The organism is Anaerolineae bacterium (genome assembly GCA_035529315.1).
Taxonomy (GTDB): Bacteria; Desulfobacterota; Desulfobacteria; order Desulfobacterales; family ETH-SRB1; genus Desulfaltia.
In genome coordinates this window covers 1-20,098 of the sequence record DATKWZ010000021.1, presented here as the reverse complement: position 1 = coordinate 20,098, position 20,098 = coordinate 1, and the positions used below count along the sequence as shown (strand labels likewise).

Sequence of the window (20,098 nt, the reverse complement as noted above, 5' to 3'; positions counted from 1 at the left end):
GCAACCCGTGCGCTACGCAGTCGTTTGATGGTGACCATGGAACCCGATGAGGTATTACCGCTTTTAGCTGAGTACAAAGATGTCGTGATTCGACTGCATACGGTGATTGAAAAAATGTCTCAGGCTTGCAGTCTTGAGTATCGCGTACCTCGATCTATTAAGAGGATGCTTGGCGATAACAGCGATGAAAAGCCGACCGCTGAAGTAGAAGAACTGGAAGAATCGAAGGTAAAACAAAAAAAGAAATAACCACCAGTGCTGTTCCTGAACTGCCTGCTGGCATGTAACGCTATAACGAGCATATATATCAAATACGACCTCCTTGTTTGGGAATGGCCCTTAATTATCACGATAATCGCAGGCAAGAAGTTGAACATGACAGACTTGCCAACTATCATGGACTGCATACTTTGCGAGGATATTAAAGTAATGAAGCGGAAAAAAGAGCGGTTGAGTTATAAAAAACAACAAAAGCAACTCTAATGACTAAAAAAATATAAATTAATCTGAAATGAACGTATCCCATGACGACATAGCGTCTCTGGCGCAACTGATAGCAGAGCAGGTAAGGGCGGACATTCTGTCAAACATCGCCCCGGGCAGGTGGCTCACCTTTCCAGAGGCTATGTTGTATGCCAAGGTCAAATCAAGAGATACGATGCGAAAATGGATTGATAACGGCTATATCTACGCTCATAAACGATCAGGACAATGGATAATTGATCGGCAATCAATTGACGATTGGTTCTTGTCAGAGAGAGTATAATAATTGACATGAGATTAAAAATAAATTATGGCCTGTCTATGGCTATATTATGGAAACGTCCCAAAACAGGCACATATTATGCTCAATGGCAGGAAAACGGAAAAGCCAGAAGAAAAGCCCTGTGCTTCTCAGGCCAGCGAAGAGCAACAAAAGACAAACGGATTGCAATCCGCCTGTTCAATCAATTCCAGCGTGAATTAATTGCCGGAAAAGTCAAACCGATTTCCGAAGGAATTAATATATGTTTTTTCGATTTTGTGAACGAGTTCCTCACGGCCCTCGTTGTAAGTGAAGAAACACTCCGGCTGTATAACGATGCCCTCAAAAAAGCCCAATCCTGCTGGGGAAACATCCCGCTTGGGCTTATTAGCAGCAAGCATCTTGATAAACTAATCTCTGATATGTTTCGGGCAGGTCTCAAAGCACCTACCATAAACAAAAACTTTCGCCATGTAAAAGCTGCTTTAAAAAAGGCGCAAAAGTGGAAATATATCAAATATCTCGATTTTCCAAAGCAGATAACCGAAGAAGAAAAAGACAGGTATTTTACGGTCGAGGATCTGCGCCAGCTCATGAAAACAATCACAGATCAGGAGTTTTATGACTTTTGCCTGTTCGCTGGATATACAGGTCTGCGTTCAGGGGAGATTATAAGATTAACATGGAAAGATATTGACCAGCCATCTGAAGGTTATATCCACGTTTCATCAAAGCAGAAAAACAGGAAAGTCTCGACCATCCCTATTCATCCCAGCGCCAGAGCTATCCTTGAACAATATCAGCATTTGGACAGAGAAAGAATATTCAGGTTTAAAACCGTTTCGTGGATATCACAAAAATTCAAGGCGTGTGTTCGTAAAGCCGGTCTTAAAGACTCCTATCGTTTTCACGATCTGCGACACACTTTCGCGTCTCATCTGGCCATGAAGGGCGAATCCCTCCAAGCCATTCAGGGTCTTATGCGGCATAAATCGTATGAGTCCACAAAACGATATGCCCACTTGTCTCCGGATTATCTATCAGAGGTAATAAAGAGGTTGAATTATGGCCCTATGTCGATCGGGGAATTTAAGAAATAGACGGTGAGAATCAGTACAGTTTAAGTACAGTAGCATGTAACTCTTTGATTTCTTTATGCGTTTTATGGGCTTTTAAGTCCCTTGCGTCTACCAATTCCGCCACCCAGGCAAAAAAGCTTAGTTATTTTTTGGAAACTATTAATTTAATTTTTCGAAAATTGCAAGCCAGAAAGATTTACTTCAATGTTCTGTTTATTTAGAAGTAAGTGTATGGAGCGCAATCTTACAAAGCTCATCCTCTCCTCGTAATGTTTTTACGATATTTTTAATTTCAAAGCTGCTTGAAAGCATCTCAATTAATTTTATCATACTCTTGCGCTGCAACTCATAAGATAGAAACACAACCCCTTTGGGTCGAATATATTTTTGGATAAGATTGATAACCGGCTCTATATCTACGTCTTTGTAAACCAGTTCAGAACCGCAGATAATATTATATTCTCCTTTTATATCAGGATCGTTCCAATCCAGCTTCATTACAGATACATTGCTTAAATTATTTTGTTTTGCATTAATCCGCAACAATTCCAGAGTGTCCTCATCATAGTCGGTGATTGTTACGTCGTACCCAAAGGCGCTCAGGAAAAGGCCGGTTACCCCCATTCCAGCGCCGATTTCAAGTATTTTCTGATCTTTTTGAATGCCGATTTGAATTAAATGATCAGCCAATATTATTGAAGCTTCCCAGATTTTAACCCAGAAAGGAAAACTGTTTGCATCTTCCTCTCCATGCTGCAAAAGCTTGTCAACAAAGGGGTCGTTTATTTTAACACAGTAAAGCTCAAGCTTTTTCCCCCTTATGGAAACAGGCCTGAGCTCCAGTTCATATTTGTCTCTTACAGACATTGTATCCATTTATAAAATCCTCTAATCTTCTAATTCCACCTAATTACAACTTGTCAAATAATATGTCATCTGATAATTTGTTGCAATGAAAAAATCATGCGATAATCCAACATTAATTCTGGCATCCAAATCTCCGCGACGCCGATATCTTTTAGAACAGGCAGGGCTTTGCTTTTCTGTTATCCCGAGCGATTTTGACGAAAAGTCCGTATCTTTGTCTCCGCCTGAAACTTATGTACCTGAAACTTATGTAAGGGTTCTGGCAGAAAAAAAGGCTCATGATGTGTCAAAAAGGTATCCTGAAACCTGGGTTATCGGAGCTGATACAATTGTACTCATAGGCGACACCATCCTCGGCAAACCCGGCTCAAAAGCAGAAGCAAAATCAATGTTAAAATGCCTTGGCAATCAAGTCCATCAAGTTCTAACGGGCTATTGTATATGCTGCGAAGCTAAGAATAAAAGCTTTTCAGAAACAATAAGAACCGAAGTTCTTTTTAAAGATCTGGCTGACGAGGAAATCGAGTGGTATATTAATACAAAGGAACCTTTTGACAAGGCAGGAGCATATGCCATTCAGGGGCTCGGCACCTTTCTGGTAAAAAGCATTAACGGGTCTTATACAAATGTCGTCGGACTGCCTGTATGCGAAGTCATTGAGTTTCTTATAAAGGAAGGGGTTGTGGGTGTCAGGGATCGGGAATCAGGGATCGGGGGTCGGTCGCCGGAGGGCGAATGATAGAGGATGACTGGAGCTTGAAAAAAAGATTAGAAAATATAACAGGCAGGATCAAAACTGCCGCTCTTTCATGTGGAAGAAAGCCTGAAAGCGTCAGGCTTGTGGCTGTGAGCAAAACCATGCCTGCTGACAGAGTGAAAGAGGCAATTAACGCTGGAGTTACAACCCTTGGCGAAAGTTATATCCAGGAAGCCAGGGAAAAGTTCAATGTTTTGTCATCTTATAATGTGTCGTGGCATTTTATCGGCCACCTGCAAACCAATAAGACAAAGTATGCCGTAAGGCTCTTTGATGTCATTCATACTGTAGATTCATTCAAACTGGCGCTTGAATTAAATAAACAGTCAAAAAAAATAAATAAAATCCAGCAAATTCTGATACAGATAAACATCGGCAGAGAATCTTCAAAATCAGGAATATATAAACAGGACGCGCTTAAGCTGGTAAAAGAAATAAGCGGTCTTGAAAATCTGGCTATTAAAGGGCTTATGATAATGCCCCCGTTTTTTGACGATCCTGAAAAGGTTCGCCCATATTTTTCAGCACTTCGCAACCTGCGCGATCACATAAAGGAAGAGACTGTAGAAAATGTATCAATGGAAGAACTGTCCATGGGTATGACGGGTGATTTCGAGGCCGCCATAGAGGAGGGGGCAACACTTGTCAGGATAGGAACCGCAATTTTTGGGAAGAGAAATTGAAAATTCTGCTTCATATATGCTGCGCGCCCTGTGCAATATATCCGGTTAAGATTCTCCGCAAGCAAAATATGGAGGTCATGGGTTTTTTTTATAAACACAACATCCATCCTTATCAGGAATGCGTGAAAAGGCAGAAGGCTCTGCAGTCTTATGCAGAGTCAATTGATCTTCGCGTTGTTTATCAGGAAGGTTACGATCTTGAAGGCTTTATTCAAAATGTTGTATTCAGGGAATCAGAGCGCTGTTCCTACTGTTATCATGACCGCCTGAGGGCAACCGCTCTTGTGGCAAAACGCGGCAAGTTTGATTATTTTACATCCACCCTTTTATACAGCAAATTCCAGAAGCATGACATGATAAAATCAATGGGTGAATCAATCGGCAAAAAGGTGGGCGTTCCATTTTATTACAAAGACTTCCGCATTGGATGGAAACAGGGGATCGAGGAGTCAAAACAGCTCGGCATCTACCGGCAGCAATACTGCGGGTGTGTTTACAGTGAAAAAGAAAGATATTACTCTAATGAACTTAGCGCACCTTCGCTGCGAACATGAGTGCCTAAAGTGAGCTAAAGTATTTAAAGTGCCTAAAGTTGTGGTACGCCTTCGGCGTGATAGTTGATAACCCAAAAACACATAGAGCCTGCCCCAATTGTGCGTTGACGGCTTACTGCCAGCCGGTGCAGGCAAGAAGAAACCTATATCAAATGATAGAATTCCTTAACTTTAGGCATTTTAGGCACTTTAATATACTTTAGGCACTTTTCGCCCAGCAATTCATGAAGTCTTATCATACCTAATTCATTATGCAAAAATGGAAATTCCTATACTGTTGAGTCACTATGTTTTCTAATTTCATATATCTCATAATTGTACTTCTTATATATACCACTTACCCGCCTCCTGAAGAACCGAATTTTACGCTACTCGAAACTTCAGCTCTGTTCTTGAGCTTGATTATTGCTTTTATATTTTTTACCAGGCTACAATTCCGCACACTTGAAAAACAGATTTCAAAGCAAAGCCCTTATAATCTTGATCATAAATTCAATTCAACCCTGAGCAGGCTGTCTATAACGGCAATCGTGCTTTTTACCATAAATATTTATGGACTTAGTCTCCCATCGTTTTTAATAAACCTATCTGTTTTTATAACCATCCCTACTTTGCAGGCGCTGCTTTTTATCGGGCTTTTTGTATTCTATACCGCAATTGTATGGGGCTTTGCTTACAGGGCTTATCAAAAGCTCAACATGGACGGCATGTCCAGGCAGGCATACATTTTTTCCAACATTTTATTCTCAATACCTGTGCTTATCCCCTGGTTTCTGTTATCCGGAATCGCCGACATTATTAATGCGCTTCCCTTTGAATTACCGAAATATCTTCTTTCCTCAACTGAGGGAGAAATAATATATTTTATGGTTTTTCTACTTGGTGTTTCTATTATCGGGCCGGCAATGATCCGGAAATTCTGGAGATGTAAACCGCTTGAACCGGGATTTCATAGAGATCGCATCGAAAACCTGTGTAAAAAAGCAAAGGTTGAATATGCTGAAATTCTATCCTGGCCCATATTAGGCGGCAGGATGATCACCGCAGGGGTTATGGGACTGGTTAAGAAATTCCGCTATGTTCTTGTTACAAAAACCCTCCTCCGGTATCTTGAACCCGAAGAAATTGATGCTGTAATCGCCCACGAAATCGGGCATATAAATAAAAAACACCTTTGGTTTTATCTGCTTTTTTTTGTCGGTTATATTGTCTTTTTATATGCGGCACTTGACCTGATCATCTACTTGATTATTTATGCTGATCCATTATTCAGCATTATAAACATAGCCGGTTTTGACCGGACTTCCGTATATTCAACAGCATTGAGTCTTGTCACAATCATAATTTTCCTTGTCTATTTCCGCTTTCTTTTTGGATTCTTTATGCGCAACTTCGAACGTCAGGCAGATATCCACGTTTATACGCTTTTCAAAAGTTCAAAACCGCTTATCTCAGCCCTTGAAAAGATAGCCTTTACAAGCGGGCAACCACCTGACAAGCCAAACTGGCACCATTTCAGCATTAAAGAACGGATAAAATATCTAAAAAAATGTGAAACAGACAAAAGATGGATAATCTTTCATAACCAAAAAATAAGGAGAAGCATAGCTGCCTATATAGCGGGAATTATTTTAATAGGAGGAATTGGATATAAGCTGAATTTCGGCGAAACCAAAGAAAGATTAAACAACTATTTTTTTGAAAAAACAATTCTAAGACAGCTTGAAAAAACGCCCAACAACCCCGGACTGCATAGCACTTTGGGCGATCTGTTTTACAGTAGAAAAAATTATGCAAAGGCTATTGAAGCTTATGAACGCTCATTAACCTGTTTGCCTGATAATCCGCAGGTGCTGAATAATCTGGCGTGGCTTTTTGCCGCATGTGATGATGAAAAATTCCACAACCCGAAACGCGCGCTCATCTTAGCAAAAAAAGCGCTGCAGCTAAAAGAGGCCCCGTACATACTTGACACCCTTGCTGAGAGCTTCTATGTTAACAACCAGGTACAAGATGCAATCGTCGCGGGAAGAAGAGCTCTATCCCTGGCAAAAAAGAATCGTTCCTATTATGAAAAACAGTTGGAAAAGTTTGTTAAAGCAGCGCCCCTCATTATCCCATAAACGGCCTTCTGACAATAGTATCCTTTTTCCAACGCTTATCATCCCGATAAGGATATTCGATGTTAAAATGAAGCCCTCGGCTTTCCTTCCTGTGCCTGGCGCACCTGATAATCAGTTCAGCTACTGTAGCAATGTTTCGCAGTTCAATAAGATCTGAAGAGATCTTAACACCCTGGTAATACTCCTGTATCTCATTTTGTATATTTTCAATGCGCCGCTTTGCCCTGTCCAGCCGTTTGTTTGATCTGACTATTCCAACATAGTTCCACATAAATCTGCGTATTTCATCCCAGTTATGCGAAACCATAATAGCCTCATCACTGTCGGTTGTGCCTGCCTCATCCCATAGAGGAGGAACAGGCATCGAGCCGGAATTCAGAGAAGCCTTAATATTAATATCCTCTGCGGCCTGCTTTGAAGCTGTATGGGCATATACAAGGGCCTCAATTAAAGAATTACTTGCAAGCCTGTTGGCTCCGTGCAGACCTGTGCATGCAGTCTCCCCTATTGCATATAAACCGCGAATATCGGTTCTACCGAACATATCCGTCACAACTCCGCCACACATATAATGGGCCGCAGGAACGACGGGAATAGGCTCCTTTGTCATATCTATGCCGAATGTAAGACATTTTTTATATAAATTAGGAAACCGATCCTTCACGAATTCAGGGTTCTTATGGGATATGTCGAGGAAGACAAAATCATCCCCGCTCTTTTTCAGCTCCAAGTCAATAGCGCGTGCAACCACATCCCGGCAAGCCAGCTCTTTTTGCGGATCATATCGTTCCATAAATCGATTTCCGGCAGAGTCAATAAGAATTCCTCCTTCACCCCTTACGGCCTCCGATATCAGGAAATTCTTAGCTTCAGGATGATACAGGCAGGTTGGATGAAACTGAACAAATTCCAGGTTCGCTACAGTAGCGCCCGCTCTATAGCCCATTGCTATTCCATCACCCGTAGCAACATCAGGATTGCTTGTATAAAGATACACCTTGCCCGCGCCTCCGGTGGCAAGAAGTGTAATAGAAGCACAGAAGGTTTTTACAGCGTTGGTTTGCATGTCAAGGACATATGCACCCAGGCAGTAATCTTCGTGGGTCGTAGTAACAAGCCCTCTTTTCATGCGGGTTGAACAGGTTATAAGATCAACGGCAATATGATTCTCATATAGTGTAATACGCTTATGGTTCTTAACATGTTTAACAAGAACGGTAGCAATTTCCTGGCCTGTCATGTCATTGGCATGAACAATGCGTTTTTGTGAGTGCCCGCCTTCTTGTCCTAAATCAAGCTCAGGATCCTTGTTTTGCGATTTATCTTTTAAACGCTCTTTTTCCCGAATATTGAAATGCACGCCAAAATCAATCAACTCACGAATTCTGTCCGGCCCATTTTTTACAACCATCTCCACAACCTCTGTGTTGCAAAGGCCGTCACCGGAAGCAAGAGTATCCTGGATATGTAAATTAAACGAGTCTAACTTGCCAAAAACAGAGGCAATGCCTCCCTGCGCAAGAGAGGTGTTGCTGTCCATGACCCCCTTTTTTGTAACTATAGCGACTCTGCCGAATTCCGCCATCTTAATGGCAAAAGTCAGGCCAGCCACACCGCTGCCGATTATCAAAAAGTCTGTTTTAATTTCCATTACAATAAAGATGATTTCCGGCGCTGACGCCTGACGCTAAAACCGATTAAAATACCAAAAACCAGCACACCTGCTCCACTTAAAAACCATATAATGTTTCGATGCGACAACAGCCTTAATAGTTCTTCTTCCAGATACTCCGCTTTTTTTGTCTGGTCGACAAGGTGTGAAGATGTAAGTTCATATTTTGCTTTAAGTTCTAAAAAGTCGGCAGACTCCTTCTTTAACGTATCATATGACTTACTAATTGCCACAAGCATCTCTTTGCTTCCTGAAAGCTCTGCGTTAAGTCTTTTGCTTTCCTCTTTATAGACCATGTTTTCTTTAAGCATGAAGGACGACTGAGCCGAGAGGGCTTCATGTTTTTTTTTCAATATTTCAAGTTCAAGACGACAGGGTTTATCATAAGTCAGAAACCGGGTTAGAACCCATCCTTCCCTTTCATTCGGCAGCTTGACCTGGGTCCATTCATCATCCGGTTGAAGCACTTCAACTTCCTGACCGGATTTAATCATAGCCGATATCTTGTGATCAATCCCCGGCCCTGTTCTCAATGTTATTCTAATATCATCGCTGATATACATTGTTTCAGCCTGAACAGTTGAACAAAATAAAATCATGCAAACCCCGATAAAAATAATAAATCTCATATGCGGTTTTCTCCATTAGAGGTTGCGGCCTAAAATCCGCCGTAAAAGCTGTATTAATGCCTTATATCTACGGCATGTTCTACAATTGCAGAGTTCAGACTTAATTTGATGATTTTTTATACATAACAGATTTATACAAAATTTTCAATGGTACTCGGATGTTAAAGTGTGTCCAAAAATTATTTTCCGTCTAAAAAACAGTATCTGTCAAGAACTACTTTTAAAATATTAATATATTTGTTATGTTAGTTTAAAGTTCAGAGGTTCGAGGATTAATCCTAACACCTAACACTTAACATCTAACACCTAAAACTATGATAGTATTTGATTTAAAATGTTCCAACGGCCACACCTTTGAAGGCTGGTTTGATGACAGCCGGGCCTTTGATAAGCAGAAAGCAAAAGGCATGATTGCATGCCCTGTATGCGAAGATACTGTTGTTTCAAAGGTTCCTTCCACCTTTGCGATAAAAGCCTCTCAGATAGCGGCGGGTTCTTCTCGCAGGCAGGAACATCTGGAAAACATAGGGAGAAAAATAGCGGATTTTGTGGAAAAGAACTTTGAAGATGTGGGTTGCAATTTTGCCGCGGAAGCCCTGAAAATGCATTATGGCGTTTCTGATCTAAAAAATATAAAGGGTACCAGCACAGAAAAAGAGGAAAAAATCTTAAAGAATGAGGGTATAAACTTCTTTAAAATTCCCGTGCTGACCGATCCAAACATTGACTCATAAATTAAGACTTTTGAGATAATAAAAATATGGAAACCTATCTAGACAAACTACCTTCCTTTGTTGATGCAATAAAATCGATTAAGGAAACAATTATTGCCAATATTGTGTTTATCGGCCAGGTGCCGGCTCCTACTTTCAAGGAAAAAAGACGCACCAGTGTTTTTATGGACAGGTTGGTGGAATCAGGGGTTGATGAATGCTCTACCGATGGTTATCGGAATCCCATTGCAATCATCAGAGGAACTTCTGAAACAAAACCGCCTATTTTTGTGGTTGCTCACCTTGACACACCTTTTGATGCGGAAACCGATCATAATTTCACCATCAAAGAAAATTCGATTAAAGGGCCAGGCATCTTAGATAATTCACTCGGCGCCGGGGTGCTGGCATCGTTGCCGGAGATTTTCCGCAAGTTAAATCTTCGCTTTAAATCCGATATCGTTCTGGCAGGCGTCATACAATCAATGGGGAATGGCAACCTTCGGGGCATCAGGCATCTGTTAAAGACATGGGCCACTCCGATAAGAGGGGCTGTTTGCGTAGAAGGGGTCGACCTCGGCAGGATAAACTATTATTCTTATGGAATGATTAGAGGGGAAATTGATTGCAATATACCTGCCGAAAAGGAATGGGAACATCAATTTAAGCAAAACGCTATCCTGATAGTAAATGAAGTGATTAACCAGATACTGCAACTTCGGCTGCCCCAAAGACCAAGATCCAGAGTTATTATAGGAAAAATTTCCGGCGGTTTTAAGCATGGAACAATCGCTTATAATGCAAAACTCGGCTTTGAAATACAAAGCGACTCAGACAAAATGGTAAGGGCAATTCATAACGATATTAAAGACATTGTTGCCGGCATAGGCCACAAAAGCGGAGTTGTTCTAAAAATCAGAACCATAAGCAATCTCAGGGCATCTAAATTAGAATATAATCATCCTTTGGTAAAAAGCGCTATGGCAATAATGGAAAAGCTTGGCATACAACCGATAAACGACCCAAGTGAATCAGAACTTTCCATTTTTCTTTCAAACAACATACCCGCGCTAACATTAGGCATAACAAATGGAGAAAATCATTACCTGAAAAACGCCGAGATGGAAATTGAAGCAATGTTTAAAGGGATTGCTCAACTTATAGGAGTTATTATGGCAATAGACAGCGGGATTTGTGATGGATAACAACTGGCTTAAAAAGAATACATTTCATCATTCTGAGTTTAAAGACATCAATGGTCTTGTTAAAGAAAAAACAAGAAGAAATCTTACCATTGCTTTGTGCCTGCCTACTCTGAATGAAGAAAAGACAATTGCAAAAGAGATTATTATTATTAAATCCGAACTGATGACACGCTATCCGCTTATTGATGAAATAGTTGTTATCGACTCAGGCTCGACAGACAATACAAGAAAAATTGCAAGAGAATACGGCGCCGAGGTTTATAAGGCAACCGACATTCTGCCTGATATTGAAGCGTTCAAGGGCAAGGGTGAAAATCTGTGGAAAGCTCTTTATATTACAAACAGCGATATTATTGTATATCTTGATGCTGACATAAAAAATATTCACCACAGATTTGTTTATGCCCTTGTCGGCCCCCTGATTCTTTTCGATAATATTAAATTTTCCAAGGCTTTTTACGACAGGCCGATTGCTACAGGTAAAAGCAAAATCCGGCCCACCGGCGGCGGCAGAGTTACAGAGCTTGTTATAAGGCCATTGCTGTCACTGTTTTTCCCGGAACTTACACAGATTATGCAGCCGCTTTCCGGAGAATATGCAGGCTATCGGGAAGTTTTTGAAAAAATACCTTTTCCGGTCGGATACGGCGTTGAAACGAGCATGCTTCTTGATATTTATGAGAAATGGGGGCTGGATGTAATCGCTCAGGTCGATCTTGACAGGCGCGTCCATAGAAATCAGGATACAAAAGCTTTGGGAAAGATGGCATTTGTTATCCTTAAAACCTTTTGCAATCGTATTGAAAAGCTTGGAATAGTAAATTTAAACACAGAGATGTTCGATGAAATGATTCAATATAATCTTGTTCGAAACGAATATAAGCCGGATATTTTTAAAGTTAAAGGGGTTGAGAGGCCACCGATTATTGAAATCTCGGAATATCGTAAAAAATTCAACATAATGTGAGACTCTCAAAAAAAAAAGAGGCCCGGTCCGTGGCAGTGGGAGGCTACATTTACTCACACAACAGCAAAATACGGACCGGGCTTAATTCCGGCCTCTTTAACGGGTTGGAAATAATAAGTCAAGTATTATTTTATAACCCAATTTTTTTTATTTTGCTGAATAATAACAGTCTCGTAAAAAGTCGTCACTCCGGTAGATCCCGGATCGAGTCCGGGAGGAGTCCAGATGGTCTGCAACTGCTTGAAAAGACTGGATAGCGCTAATGGTTAGCGCTGATGCTTCACTTCGTGTCACTACGTGTCCGGCTGGAGTTTATCCCGCATTTGATGCGGGGCCGGAATAACGAAAAACGGTGTTTTGGGACTTTTTACGAGTTCATCAAATTTGGTTAAACCAATTCGGATTTCAAAGGTTTCTAAGGAAATAACCTGGAAGTAATAAAATTCATTTTTGCGAGACGGAATGTCAAGGCTGTATACAGGCATCCAAAACCATATTTTATACTTCTTCGCAGATTTATTGATGAAGCCTCGGCAAAATACTTTGTCGGACAACTGACCTCGGCAATTGTATAATCAAGCCATAATATCTGAGCCAGAATCTGGTTATCAAAAACAAAATCATCTGAATTAGCATCAATCGGCAGCCGATTAAGCAATTCCCGCGAAAAAGCCCTGTACCCGGTATGATATTCGGAAAGCTTGGCGCCTGTAAGGATATTTTCCACACAGGTCAAAAATCGATTCGCTATATATTTCCACACAGGCATGCCGCCTTTTAAAGCATGCCCACCAAGAATCCTGGAGCCCAACACGCAGTGATACAGGCCATTACCTATCATGGAAGCCATGGACGGAATCAGCTTCGGAGTATACTGATAATCCGGATGAATCATGATAATAATTTCACCGCCCTCTTCCAGGGCCATCCGGTAGCAGGTCTTCTGGTTTGCCCCATAGCCGCGATTTTTTTTATGAACAAAAACCCTGGTATCAGGCAGGCTCTTTGCGATGGCAGCAGTTTCATCGTCGCTTGCATCATCAACAAGAATCACCAGATCAACAATACCCAGGCTCATAACCTCGTCATAGGTTTTACGAAGCGTCCTGGCCGCATTGTAGGCCGGCATGACAACAATAATTTTTTTATCTTTTAACATAAAATTAAATAATGAGCATTAACCCGGACACATATTTAAAATGCTGATCTTTTGAAAATAATTTTAAACCATACTGCAATGCAACACAAGCAATCCTCTTGCAGTTATTGTTTTCATTGTATTTACTCCCTTATCGATTGACATCGTAAGTTGCAATCATTATGACATTAAACCATACAACCATTTTCAAGATGTCAAATAATTTATTCTTTAAAATAAAATTCTCTTTGCGTTTTGCGGTGAATAGATTCTTTGACACCGCTTCCACGCCGGGATTTTAATCCTTTTTTGCCTTAATCAACAAGACCGCCGCAAAAGATTGAGGCATAATTCTCGCATCCAACCATGCGAGTAACATATAAAACCGATTAGCCCATTTGAAAAATTGACCCAAAATATTCATCAGCACGGTGTTATTGGGCTGCTTTACCTTTTCACCTTTAATTTCTTGAACTACCGAAAAACAATATACAACAAAACACATCGTAATCTTCTCAAGTGGGCCCAACACCTTATTTATATTAATCGGCCTAAGCCCTGCATCTATTAACTTAGACTTCATCTCAGAGAGTTCATAGCGGCGAAAGTGACTTACAAAACGGTCATCATTGGCAAAATATGATTTTTTATGAGGAAAGGTTACAACAAGCTTGCCCGACGGGCTCATAACCCTGGCTAATTCCATTAAAGCCTTTTGGTCATCTTTTAGATGTTCAAGCACCTCTGAGCTGATTGTGTGAGAAAAAACTTTGGACTTAAACGGCAGATTAAGGCTGTCTGCAACAACATAATACCCTTTTCCGTAGGAATGTTTAAGAAGTCGTATGGCTGCAAAAGACAGATCTGAATATATAATATCCCGGGTTTTCGTCATCACAGGAGAAATTCCGCTTCCAACCTCTAATATCAATTTTATGTTTTCGTGCTGCAGGCTTTTTTCCACAGCCATTTTACGGAGGCGGTAATTGTATAGATAGTTTTTCAGAAGAGTATATTTGCTTTCTTCAAAAAAATCCTGAAAGCGGTTGGCATTGGAATGATTCATAATTATCCCTGTAAATGGCGCGGCCTCATATAATAACTAACCAATAAATTCTTCCGGTCAAAATAATCACATACCACACTTTAACATGCTATAAAACGCATATTTTCATGTGCCCCTTGTCTCCACCTGTTTGGCTATTTGTTTGGTGATAAATTTCTCTATTGCCACAATATACATTCTTACGTTATATAAAATTGATTAAAGCCGATAAAGACGTCAGCCCATGCTCATTACAGCTACCTGCAACCCCGTATAAGCGGAATCTTAGCTTCAGGTTCGACAACCTACTGGGAATATACTCGCTTTTGCGGTTCAAGGAGAACATATAATGGCGGAAGAACTCAGTTTCACAGAATCAAAACAAAGTAAAACAGATTTTACGCCTGAAATCAGCATCATTATTCCTGCCTTTCGTGAAGAAAAAAGTATAGCAATTGCTGTTGAAAAAGTTCGTAAGGTGATGGACGGGCTTAATCGTCATTACGAGATTATTGTTGTAGACGATGGATCAGATGACGAAACGGCAAACAAGGCGAAACAGGCAGGTGCGCTGGTTATATCCCACCCCTATAATATTGGAAACGGCGCTGCAGTAAAAACAGGTATCCGGGAAGCATGTGGTAAAACTCTGGTCATGCTTGATGGGGACGGCCAGCACGCGCCTGAAGACATCCCGCAACTTCTCGAAAAACTAGGGCATTACGATATGGTAGTCGGCGCCCGGACAGACAAATCAGAAAGGTCTTTTGGTAGAACTATTGCAAACAGGATCTACAACCGTTTTGCCACATATATGTGCAAGCGCAAGATCGAAGATTTGACATCCGGATTCAGGGTTGTCAAAGCAAACATTGCCCGTCTCTTTCTGAATTTACTGCCAAACACTTTCTCTTATCCGACAACTATTACCATGGCAGTTATCCGTTCGGGATACAGCCTGACATATGTGCCGATAAAGACCTCGCGCCGCACAGGAAAAAGCAAAATCAAGCCGTTCAAAGATGGACCTCGCTTCTTTCTGATCATTCTTAAAATTGCCACCATGTTTTCTCCCATGAGAGTATTTCTGCCGGTTAGCTTCTTCATGTTTTTCCTGGGGCTTGGCTATGGGCTTTTCAAAATATTTGTTTTGCAACAGCGCTATGGCCCTACCTCAGCCATGTTGATGACCGTATCTGTTGTGATATTTATGGTTGGATTGGTGTCCGAGCAGGTGGCACAGTTAAGGTTTGACCGAACAACACATTCTGATAAACATCAACAACACTAAGAAGCACGGGTAACATCGACAACCAAATTAAAGCGCTGGGGGGAGTCTTGCGTGAAACCACCTTCAATCTTTTATAATTTAGCAAGGCAAAAAATCAAGACAGGGCAGGTGCTGTCAATTTTTATTTTCCTTGCTGTCGCCTGCATCATAGGATTATATTTAAAGTCCAACAACGAGCTGCTTCGTCCGATCCTGAATATTTCACTCATCAATGCTCTCTTGTTGATAGCGCTCACCGTGATGCTGACAGGCACGAATGGCTTCTTTTTGAAGGCTTTTGCTGCGAAATTCGGCACAGGACTCTGTTTTTCAGAATGGTTCGGCCTTGCCATGATAACGACTATGGGAAATCATCTGACCCCTTTCCCGGGAGGAATGATTGCGCGCGCCACCTACCTGAAACATCGCCATGCATTCCCCTACACAAAGTTCGTAACGCTGATCACGGCAAATTATCTGGTAATATTCTGGGTCGTTGGAATGGCAGGCGCGCTGACCATGATAATATTCTACAATTCAAACCGTTTTTTCTGGCAGGTTACTCTTTTTTTTGTGAGTCTCGTCATAGCCATCTCCGGTTTAGTTATACTTCGAACGGTAAAGCTGCCGGGGAACAGTCGGTTAGTGAAACTTATCAATGCCGCACTTGATGGATGGAATCTTATCAAAAATGATAAAGCACTGTTGGTCAAACTGATCACATGCAGTCTCATCAATATCATACTAAATGGATTTCTGTTCCTTGCGGCTTATAGCGCAACAGGCAGCACAACGTCTTTTACAACAGCGCTTCTCGTTAGCCTGCTTTCGGTTTTTTCTATTTTAGTAAGGATAACCCCCGGCAATTTCGGCATTCAAGAAGCGATCATAAGCCTGAGTTCGGAGATGGCAGGGGCGGGAGCCGGCATAGGGTTACTGGTCTCCCTGCTAATCAGAGCGGCTTCGTTGATTCCGGCTTTTACTTTGGGTCCTATCTTCAGTTTCCTGCTCACCCGCAAATTAACTGCTCGTCGATCAGATGACAAATCAGAAACAGTCTAAGCTTCATTTACAATTATCAAAAAATATTAGAACTGGCAGATAATGGCAGTTTATATACTGCATACCCATTTGATTCATAAATCGGATTCCAATATTCTTTCACAAGATCCAAGACGCGAACAATTGTCTTCTCTGGGAAATTGTCGTTCAAGTATTTATTAAACAGGTCAATCCTCATCAGAACATGTGTGCAGTCCAAGGATTGCAAATAAGCCTGAAAATTCTGTTTATCCACGGAAGCTTTAACCATGCCATTTATGGTGTTCATCCCAAATGATTTTTCATAATAGTATGGGCGATCAAGATAATAACCTCTTCCTCCTAAAAACATTAAAAAAATCCTGGCATCATCCGGCAGGTTTCCGTTGATGTATCTCATTGCAGAATAGCTTTCTGCGTTGCGACTCAAAAATTCGTCTTTTGTTTCCTGATTGAGGATGTATTTTACGGGCTGGATACTGTTGAAATAGTTCTTTACGTATATAAAATTAAAGGAAATAAGTATTATCACAATAACAGGTATGCCGATCAAACCCGCGCGGCGAATCATGCTGGATTTTTTGCCGACGCATTCCGCGACGTTCTTTATTCCTATAACGCTCAGAATGGCTAAAAACGGAATTACCGGCAGGATATATCTTATGCGTATGACCGCAAGAAAACAGGCAATAAAGATAAAAAAACCTGAAAACAACAGGAAAAACACTTTGTCGCGGTTCAAGTCTCTGTTAATAAAAGCAAAAGGAAGCATAATTATTAGGATAGGGTTCAAAGAGCCATCAAAGTATTGGACAGAGCCATCCTTTCCTTGAAAAAATATTCTTATTGGAATAAAAATAGTTTCCAGGAAAGTCTCGCCAAACACAATCTCTCTTCTCTGAAAAATATTGGATGCCCATCTGCTATCCGCTGCTGCAGCTATGCCCGCGCCATTTTCACCTGCGTGATGAAAAAATCTGAAAACCTGATCAAAAAGCGGGTAGATGGGGTTTCCGGTCAAAATATAGTTTTTAATATACCAGGGCGAGACAACCAGAAGAGCAATTGCAAAAAACATTACGCCGGATTTTAATGCCCCTGATCCATTCTCTGTATCCCTTGAATAACAGAAAACAATCATCAAATTTAAAAACAGCCATGCGATCAAGGCATTATACTTGGATCCAGCCGCAAGCCCCATGCAGACGGCGGATATAATAAGCCATTTTGTATCTTTATAATTCCCATCACGCCATCTGACAAATGCAAGGATACTTGCTGTTGTAAAAAAGGTCATCCCGAGGTCCACATAGGCCGCGGTTGAAAGACGGATAATAACCGGAGTACTGAAAAAGATCAGAAAACCCAGAAGCCCCCAGTTTTTAGCCGACCTGTTCTTAAGATAGCAATAGACCAGCAGTCCGGTCCCAAGACCGAATGCAAAATGGATAAACTTTGGGACTATATCGTTTTTGAAATAGAGAGAGATAAGATAAAGAAGATCAATGTTCATGGGAAAGTATGAAAAATCCGCCCAGGGAATCTCATAAAATCCTCCATGCAGGAGCCAGAGCTTGGGAACAGCCAGATGATGAATAAGGGCGTCACGGGATATGGGAGGAGTCAGATTAAGCAAAACTTCGGTAATCACAAAGCCGAAGATCGTCATGTACAACAGGAATGTTACAGTTCTACTGTCCCAGTCTTTTTTGATCATTCTCTTCTGCTTTCCCATTCTTCCGCATAAAAAGAGCGTTTTTTAAATTATAGTGAAGCTCCTCGCAATCCGGTCAACATTGGTGTAACCCGGCCTGGGCCTATTGAGATGATAGATTTTTCTCTGATATTGCAATATTTTTCAGTGCTTCCGTATAGTTGGGTCTGACTTGTATTGCCTTTGAAAAAAATACTTTGGCTTTTTTATATTTTCCCTGCCATGCCAGTATAAGACCAATTTTATTATATGCTTCAGCATAGTCGGGATTAATTCTGATCGCTTCAGCAAAATGAAACATAGCTTCTTTCACTTTTTTCTGATTTATCAAGACATTGCCAAGATAATAGTATGCTTTTGCATATTCAGGATTAATTTCAATCGCTTCTTTATAGTGTGAAACAGCTTCATCAAGCTTTCCCTGATCAGACAACACATTTGCCAGATTATAGTGCGCATCAGCATATTCAGGATTAATTCTAATCGCTTCTTTATAGTGTGAAACAGCTTCATCAAACTTTCCCTGAGCAGACAACACATTTGCCAGATTATTGTGCGCGTCTGGTTTCTTAGGATTGAATTTTAAAATCTCATTATAATGGGAAATTGCTTCAACAGGCTTTCCCTGCAGAAATAATACATTTGCCAGATTATTGCGCGCGTCTGGTTTCTGAGAATTGATTCTGAGTGCTTCAACAAAATATAAAAGTGCCTCATCATATTTTTTTTTATCAATAAGGGCAACTCCCAGATTGTTTAGCGCTTTATAGTTATTTTCAGTTACTTTAACGACATTTTCAAATAATGTAATGGTGTTTTTCCAATGACTTGTCTGGAAAAAAGTACACACTGTCAAGGCCGAAAGGATTATTACAGCAGATATTCCAAGGAAAATTTTCCGATAATGCCATTTCACCAGAAGGTCTGGAATACCCCATGCAACAATAATAAATAGCCCTGTCAGTGGCATATAGGTATATCGATCCGCCATTGCCTGATCGCTGACTTGTACTAATCCGATTACCGGTATAAGGGTTCCAAAATACCAGAATAATCCAACCGCTATATAACTATATTCCCTTAACAAGTATATTGCTCCAATAAATACACCAGCAATCAACAAGGCTGCTCCACAAATCTGCCAAACAGGCAGTGTGTCTAGCGGATGCGGATAATAAACCGCCAGATTGATGGGCCAGATTGCTTGAAAAGCATAGCTTACATAGGAAATAAGTGCATTTGCGATACGGGTTTTCAGCGACAAAGACCCTAAAGGTACTAATGCCCCATCGCTTTTCTGAGCAAAAAAAGTCAAAATGCATGAAATAGCTACCAGTATAAAGAAAGGGGTTTTTTCCACAATAAGTCTAAAAGATTCTTTAAAGTTAAAGCATGTTTTTCCTTTGGATTGCGATAGACGATTATTCTCAAATTGAAATCTTTTAAGCGGCCATAAGTCCAGCAAAAGGAGTACAAATGGCAGGGTTACAAGCATCGGTTTGGACATGAGACCCAGAACAAAAAAAAGCAGAATCATAAAATATCTGATCAATGCCGGTTTCTCAACGTACCGCAAATAAGCCAGCATAGTAAGCAACCAGAAAAAAGTGCTGAGCACATCTTTTCTTTCCGCCACCCATGCAACAGATTCCACGTGAAGCGGATGCAATGCAAAAAGAGCTGCGACAAAAGCGCTCCTCCATAGCGCTCCTGTCATCTTAAAAAGGATGAAAAACAGTAACAAGGTGTTTGCAATATGAAACTGTAAATTAGTCCAATGGTGTCCCATTGGGTGCAATCCATACAGCTCGTAATCCAGCATATGAGAAAGCCAGGTAATCGGATGCCAATTTGCTGAATGAAAAGTAGTAAATGGCCAGATTAGGCCCTCAATAG

The 20,098-nt window shown here is 40.9% G+C and carries 19 protein-coding genes; 12 read left to right on the top strand and 7 right to left on the bottom strand.

The features are described 5' to 3' along the window. The 3 genes from VMW78_04330 to VMW78_04320 form a co-directional block, all read left to right on the top strand. The coding region (locus VMW78_04330; protein HUV50230.1) for a hypothetical protein at positions 1-249 on the top strand (249 nt) is incomplete at its 5' end. 262 nt (positions 250-511) lie between these two features. Next, on the top strand, positions 512-766 hold the full coding sequence (locus tag VMW78_04325; protein ID HUV50229.1) for a helix-turn-helix domain-containing protein: 255 nt from the start codon (positions 512-514) through the stop codon (positions 764-766). A gap of 8 nt (positions 767-774) precedes the next feature. Continuing rightward, a complete protein-coding gene (locus tag VMW78_04320; protein ID HUV50228.1) occupies positions 775-1,845 on the top strand; it encodes a site-specific integrase in 1,071 nt (356 codons plus the stop codon). A 192-nt stretch (positions 1,846-2,037) separates the two neighbouring features. On the opposite strand, the gene VMW78_04315 is transcribed toward VMW78_04320, so the two are convergent. Next, positions 2,038-2,700 carry a methyltransferase domain-containing protein gene (locus VMW78_04315; protein HUV50227.1) on the bottom strand — a complete coding sequence of 221 codons (663 nt, stop codon included), beginning with the start codon at positions 2,698-2,700 and terminating at the stop codon, positions 2,038-2,040. A gap of 76 nt (positions 2,701-2,776) precedes the next feature. On the opposite strand from VMW78_04315, the gene VMW78_04310 reads away from it, so the two are divergent. The 4 genes from VMW78_04310 to VMW78_04295 all read left to right on the top strand — a co-directional run bounded on the left by VMW78_04310 (position 2,777) and on the right by VMW78_04295 (position 6,808). Continuing rightward, positions 2,777-3,430 (top strand): Maf family protein, encoded by a 654-nt coding sequence (locus VMW78_04310; GenBank protein ID HUV50226.1) that lies wholly within the window; start codon positions 2,777-2,779, stop codon positions 3,428-3,430. Continuing rightward, entirely contained in the window at positions 3,427-4,131 is a 705-nt protein-coding gene (locus VMW78_04305; protein HUV50225.1) for a YggS family pyridoxal phosphate-dependent enzyme, read from the top strand. The genes VMW78_04310 and VMW78_04305 overlap by 4 nt, the downstream gene beginning before the upstream one ends. Next, complete coding sequence (locus tag VMW78_04300) at positions 4,128-4,685, top strand: epoxyqueuosine reductase QueH (GenBank protein ID HUV50224.1); 558 nt, start codon at positions 4,128-4,130, stop codon at positions 4,683-4,685. Before VMW78_04305 ends, VMW78_04300 begins: the two co-directional genes overlap by 4 nt. 287 nt (positions 4,686-4,972) lie before the next feature. Further along, on the top strand, positions 4,973-6,808 hold the full coding sequence (locus VMW78_04295; GenBank protein ID HUV50223.1) for a M48 family metalloprotease: 1,836 nt from the start codon (positions 4,973-4,975) through the stop codon (positions 6,806-6,808). On the opposite strand, the gene nadB is transcribed toward VMW78_04295, so the two are convergent. Together nadB and VMW78_04285 are read right to left on the bottom strand one after the other, a co-directional pair. Then, positions 6,798-8,459: an L-aspartate oxidase gene (gene nadB / locus VMW78_04290; protein ID HUV50222.1), complete on the bottom strand. Its 1,662-nt coding sequence runs from the start codon at positions 8,457-8,459 to the stop codon at positions 6,798-6,800. The two genes, VMW78_04295 and nadB, sit on opposite strands and share 11 nt — an antisense overlap. After that, positions 8,459-9,109 (bottom strand): TIGR04211 family SH3 domain-containing protein, encoded by a 651-nt coding sequence (locus VMW78_04285; protein HUV50221.1) that lies wholly within the window; start codon positions 9,107-9,109, stop codon positions 8,459-8,461. The genes nadB and VMW78_04285 overlap by 1 nt, the downstream gene beginning before the upstream one ends. A 314-nt stretch (positions 9,110-9,423) precedes the next feature. On the opposite strand from VMW78_04285, the gene VMW78_04280 reads away from it, so the two are divergent. The 3 genes from VMW78_04280 to VMW78_04270 are packed head-to-tail and all read left to right on the top strand — an operon-like array spanning position 9,424 to position 11,994. Beyond that, positions 9,424-9,843 carry a DUF1178 family protein gene (locus tag VMW78_04280; GenBank protein ID HUV50220.1) on the top strand — a complete coding sequence of 140 codons (420 nt, stop codon included), beginning with the start codon at positions 9,424-9,426 and terminating at the stop codon, positions 9,841-9,843. Positions 9,844-9,869: 26 nt separating this feature from the next. Beyond that, positions 9,870-11,027 carry a peptidase gene (locus VMW78_04275; GenBank protein HUV50219.1) on the top strand — a complete coding sequence of 386 codons (1,158 nt, stop codon included), beginning with the start codon at positions 9,870-9,872 and terminating at the stop codon, positions 11,025-11,027. After that, on the top strand, positions 11,020-11,994 hold the full coding sequence (locus tag VMW78_04270; protein ID HUV50218.1) for a glucosyl-3-phosphoglycerate synthase: 975 nt from the start codon (positions 11,020-11,022) through the stop codon (positions 11,992-11,994). The genes VMW78_04275 and VMW78_04270 overlap by 8 nt, the downstream gene beginning before the upstream one ends. Before the next feature lie 415 nt (positions 11,995-12,409). Here VMW78_04270 and VMW78_04265 read toward each other — a convergent pair whose 3' ends face one another. Continuing rightward, positions 12,410-13,153 (bottom strand): glycosyltransferase family 2 protein, encoded by a 744-nt coding sequence (locus VMW78_04265; GenBank protein ID HUV50217.1) that lies wholly within the window; start codon positions 13,151-13,153, stop codon positions 12,410-12,412. A 277-nt stretch (positions 13,154-13,430) separates the two neighbouring features. Then, on the bottom strand, positions 13,431-14,198 hold the full coding sequence (locus VMW78_04260) for a class I SAM-dependent methyltransferase (GenBank protein HUV50216.1): 768 nt from the start codon (positions 14,196-14,198) through the stop codon (positions 13,431-13,433). 328 nt (positions 14,199-14,526) lie between these two features. Between VMW78_04260 and VMW78_04255 the strand changes: the two genes are divergently transcribed. Continuing rightward, complete coding sequence (locus VMW78_04255) at positions 14,527-15,468, top strand: glycosyltransferase family 2 protein (protein ID HUV50215.1); 942 nt, start codon at positions 14,527-14,529, stop codon at positions 15,466-15,468. A 51-nt stretch (positions 15,469-15,519) separates the two neighbouring features. Continuing rightward, positions 15,520-16,509, top strand: a complete 990-nt coding sequence (locus VMW78_04250) for a lysylphosphatidylglycerol synthase transmembrane domain-containing protein (GenBank protein HUV50214.1) — start codon at positions 15,520-15,522, stop codon at positions 16,507-16,509. 16 nt (positions 16,510-16,525) lie between these two features. On the opposite strand, the gene VMW78_04245 is transcribed toward VMW78_04250, so the two are convergent. Continuing rightward, positions 16,526-18,205, bottom strand: a complete 1,680-nt coding sequence (locus VMW78_04245; protein ID HUV50213.1) for a phospholipid carrier-dependent glycosyltransferase — start codon at positions 18,203-18,205, stop codon at positions 16,526-16,528. 100 nt (positions 18,206-18,305) lie between these two features. After that, positions 18,306-20,098: tetratricopeptide repeat protein (locus VMW78_04240; GenBank protein HUV50212.1), on the bottom strand; the 1,793-nt coding region annotated here is incomplete at its 5' end.